We start from the raw sequence: 4,010 nt of genomic DNA, 5'->3' as shown, positions 1-4,010 counted from the left end.
GTGCGGCAGCCACCGGCACGGCAGCTGTAGGGCATGATCCAGCCGGCGTTCAGCCCCGCCGTCAGCACCGTCGTCCCCGCCGGCACCGTATAGCTGTGCCCGCTCGGTCGTAAGGTCACCTTGAACGTCTTGTCCTCTGTCTCCGACACCCGATTGCTCCTTGTTGGCATGCGTCCGGTGAAATTCTTTAGTTTCATACAGCGGACACGTTGTTTCATTTACGCAAACTCTAGTCACCGCTCAGGGCATTGTCAAGATGCAACGGCACATTCACCGGCCGTGCCGTTCTTGCATAGCTGCCGCGTGGGAAACGCATCGGCAGGCAAGGCGCACAGGGCAGGACATCGCACCTGGTCAGTACCCGCGACTCAGGGCGCACGCGCGCGAACGCCCGATGTGAAACGACCAGGCAACACGGATGTGCTGGTCAAAACGAATCGAGGGGATTTGGGTCAGGGAATGAATCGCGGAGGCATCCGGCGTACTCGCCAGCTATCGACTGGCCGCACCACTCTGCAAGCCTGTGAAGCTCGATGGCTTTGGTGCCGGCCATCGCCGTCTTGCGATCTGCCCACACGCCTTCCTCGGGGCCATTCCGCTTGACTGGTATAATTTGCGCTGTACGCAATGTTTGCCGTCTAACGAAATAAATCTAAGGCGAAACACCGTCACGCGCAAGGGGGATTTACTGAAGGAACGAACGGGGGCTGACGCGCAGCATTGGGCAGGCGTCACTTTGCTGCTGGCGCCAGGCCAGGCAGCATCCGCAATTTCATTGTTTCGTTGGTGCGAGCAGGGGCCAGGCGCGCCCGCGACACGCAATCAGCAGGCAATCCGAGAGGAGCCCTGCACGTCCGGCTCGCGCCAGGCGAACCGGACCACAGCCCTGAAAGGCTAAGCAGCCGACTCGAGCTGCGCATCGGCGCAGCCAAGGGCCACTGAAATATTGCAGGCGGTAGCCAGGACCTGTTGTATGTATTCCGCCTGCAGCACCTTGGTGAGCCGGGCCTGTGGCATTGCCAATGCCACGGAGCCAACCACCTTCGATTCCCTGTCGAAGACAGGCGCCGCGATGGAAGCGCCCCCGGCCACCAGCTCGCCGAGAGAAATGGCATACCTGTTCCGACGAACCGTCTTGAGCGAGGCCTTGAGCTGATCACGCTCCTGCGCGGCAGGAATAGCGCGCAGGATTTCCACGATCGCCGCCTCGGAAAGAAAAGCCAGGATCGCCTTCCCCGGCGCGCCAACATGCAGCGGCCGCACCGTCAGCCCCGGGGCATAGGACAGCGGCTTCTTGCTCTTGAGTTCCTGGACGCACTCGCGCTTGTTGCCGCCCTGGAAAACGAACAGCGAGATCGTCTCGTCGGTCGCCTCCCATAGTTCCTGCAGGAAGGGCTGCGCGACTTGGACGACATCGGTGCTGGCCAGGAACGCATTGGCCAGCTCAACGGCAAAATGCGTCAACTCATAGGTGCGGGGGTCACCGTACGAGCGAAGCAGCCCCTTCTTCTCAAGCGTATTCAGCAGGCGGTATAAAGTCGGGCGACTGAGCGGAACGGACTCCTCGATCTTCGAGATACCCATCGACGGGGTCTCGATAAAACTGAGCAGAATATCCAGGGCGCGCTCGACCGAACGTACGCTATCCAAGCGAACTCCTCATGTATTTTCAGTGACACGCTGCCTGGCACCGGCAAAGGCAGCGCTCCATTCTGCCCGACCACGGGCGAACACCGGCAGAGCGGATTCTATCCCCAATTGCGGCATCCGGAACGCCGCCAGCCGGTATGTCCCCCATGACGTGTCTATCCGGCAAGCGTTTCCTCCTGGACCGTGTTTCTGAGAATGCCGATATTGGAGATTTCGACTTCGACGACGTCCCCGGCCCGGAGAAAGCGAGGCGGATCCTGGAACAATCCCACCCCGCCCGGCGTGCCGGTGACGATCACATCGCCGGGAACCAGGGGACAGATGGTTGAAAAGTAGGCGACCAGTTCCTCCACCCCAAAGATCATCTCGGACAGCGGGGTGCTCTGCACCTCCACGCCGTTCAGTCGCGTCACCATGGTGTTTGCGCCAATCTCCCCTGCCTCGTCAGGCGTTACCAGCCAGGGGCCAAAGGCACCGGTTCCGGCAAAGTTCTTCCCCGCGCCGATCTGCGAGGAGTGGCGCTGCCAGTCGCGCACGGAACCGTCGTTGTAGCAGGCATAGCCCGCCACATGATCGAGCGCTGCCTCCCGCGCTATGTGTCGCCCGCCCCGCCCAATGACGACCGCAAGCTCGCCTTCATAGTCGAACTTCTCGGAAACGACCGGGCGCACAAGCGGACCCAGGTGTCCGACCTGACTGGCCGCAACGCGATGGAAAATCATCGGCCGGGTCGGTGCCTCGACGCCGATCTCGTCGGCGTGCGCCTTGTAGTTGCGCGCGAGGCACCAGATGGCATGCGGATCCGTCACCACCGGATCCAGCGTCAGCCCATCGATATGGCAAGCACTGTCCCGCCCGGACTCCGCCGCGTCCCTGGCCCGGGCCAGCCCGTCATCCAGCGATAGCAAGCCTCGCATCGTCCGCGGCAAATCCGGCGCCACCTCATCCAGGCATACCACCTGCTGCGCGGACACCATGACACCCACACCTGCCCTGCCCTTGTTCTGATACGACACCAATCTCATCAGATTTGCTCCGAGAAACCTCGCCCTTCAGGGCGGGGAGTGAAAGGAGTGCTGCCGGCAGCAAGCAATCCCAAATTAGAATGACCGGCATGCTTCTCGTCTATCGCTACCGGGTGAAGTCGCTCAACGGCCTGCTCAACAAGCAGAGCCGGGCGGTGAACTACGTCTGGAACTTCTGCAATGACACGCAGAAGCACGCGCTCGAATGGGGGAAGAAGTGGCCGAGCGGGTTCGATCTGAACGTGCTGACCACGGGCAGCAGCAAGGAACTCGGCATCCATTCGGGCAAGGTCAACGCGACATGCGAGCAGTACGCGAAATCGCGTAGCCAGCATCGCCGTCCTTACTTGCCTTCGCCCGCACGTGCCCTGCGGCACCTGGCCCAGGCTCCGCGGCCTACCCTGCCTCGCCTCTCACGATCTGGAGCTGCCGGCCCAGGCCCTTGACCTCGGTGGCAACCCGGTCGCCCGGCCTGAGATACCGTGGCGGCTTCATGCCCATGCCGACGCCCTGCGGCGTGCCCGTCAGGACAATATCGCCTGGCAGGAGCCGGAAGCATCCGGTGATATAGCTGAGCAGCTTCGCCACCGGAAAGATCATGTCGCTGGTATGGCTCTGCTGCCGGATTTCATCGTTGACGCTCAGGCTCAGCGAGAGCGCCTGAGGATCCGCGATCTCGTCACGGGTCACCAGCCAAGGCCCGACCGGCGCGAAGCCCGGCGCGCTCTTGCCGATGATGAATTGCCCGCTTCGCTCGATCTGCCAGACCCGCTCGGAAACATCGTTGACGGTGCAGTATCCGGCTACGTAGTCCAGTGCATCCGCTTCATCGATCTGGTAGGCCGGGCGCCCGATCACCACGCCGAGCTCCACCTCCCAATCCGTATTCATCGAATCGCGGGGGAGGACGATGTCATCGTTGGCACCGGACAGCGAAGTGATGGCCTTGCTGAATACCATCGGATGGCGCGGTATTTCCATGTTGGCCTCTTCCGCGTGCGCCCGGTAATTCAAGCCCACGGCCACCACCTGGCGCATGCCCGACACGGGTACACCGAGGCGCGGCGTGCCGGGGACGAGCGGCAGTTTTTCCGGATTCACCGCTGCGAGCGCGTGCAGGCCTTCCGGGCTGAGGATTTCTGGAGTTATGTCCGAAACCATCGGCCACAGCGATCGGATTGCCCCATTTCCATCGAGCAAGCCCGGCTTCTCAAGGCCCTGCGGGCCATATCTCACTATTTTCATTCGTTCCTCAAGATTTCTGTCTTGTCGTTACTGCTTATCGGTTGCCGCCGAGATCGCCATGCAGGTCGGAGTCGGCATCGCCGAAGCGAT

5 protein-coding genes and 1 pseudogene are annotated in these 4,010 nt (G+C 62.0%); 2 read left to right on the top strand and 4 right to left on the bottom strand.

From position 1 onward, the window contains the following. The 3 genes from AC3WON_RS30995 to AC3WON_RS30985 form a co-directional block, all read right to left on the bottom strand. On the bottom strand, positions 1–170 hold a 170-nt coding region (locus AC3WON_RS30995; RefSeq protein ID WP_492353469.1), incomplete at its 3' end, for a 2Fe-2S iron-sulfur cluster-binding protein. Positions 171–894: 724 nt separating this feature from the next. Further along, complete coding sequence (locus AC3WON_RS30990; RefSeq protein ID WP_492353468.1) at positions 895–1,650, bottom strand: IclR family transcriptional regulator; 756 nt, start codon at positions 1,648–1,650, stop codon at positions 895–897. Positions 1,651–1,805: 155 nt separating this feature from the next. After that, complete coding sequence (locus AC3WON_RS30985) at positions 1,806–2,675, bottom strand: fumarylacetoacetate hydrolase family protein (RefSeq protein WP_492353467.1); 870 nt, start codon at positions 2,673–2,675, stop codon at positions 1,806–1,808. 89 nt (positions 2,676–2,764) lie between these two features. On the opposite strand from AC3WON_RS30985, the pseudogene AC3WON_RS30980 reads away from it, so the two are divergent. Then, a pseudogene (locus tag AC3WON_RS30980) lies at positions 2,765–3,025 on the top strand (RNA-guided endonuclease InsQ/TnpB family protein); the annotation flags it as partial. A gap of 46 nt (positions 3,026–3,071) precedes the next feature. On the opposite strand, the gene AC3WON_RS30975 reads toward AC3WON_RS30980, so the two are convergent. Beyond that, the gene (locus tag AC3WON_RS30975) at positions 3,072–3,836 is read right to left on the bottom strand and encodes a fumarylacetoacetate hydrolase family protein (protein ID WP_492353466.1); all 765 of its coding nucleotides are present in this window, start codon (positions 3,834–3,836) and stop codon (positions 3,072–3,074) included. Between AC3WON_RS30975 and AC3WON_RS30970 the strand changes: the two genes are divergently transcribed. Then, positions 3,823–4,010 (top strand): hypothetical protein (locus tag AC3WON_RS30970; RefSeq protein WP_492353465.1); only part of this gene is annotated, 188 nt, incomplete at its 3' end. The genes AC3WON_RS30975 and AC3WON_RS30970 overlap by 14 nt on opposite strands.

Source organism: Cupriavidus sp. FW305-46 (assembly GCF_058787075.1).
The sequence above is the reverse complement of the archived record's forward strand: the minus strand, read 5'-3'. Positions and strand labels throughout refer to the sequence as shown.

What these genes read in the sequence shown, in the direction of transcription:
- AC3WON_RS30985 (WP_492353467.1), bottom strand. Translation starts at nt 2,675, where the DNA reads ATGAGATTGGTGTCGTATCAGAACAAGGGCAGGGCAGGTGTGGGTGTC.
- AC3WON_RS30975 (WP_492353466.1), bottom strand. Translation starts at nt 3,836, where the DNA reads ATGGTTTCGGACATAACTCCAGAAATCCTCAGCCCGGAAGGCCTGCAC.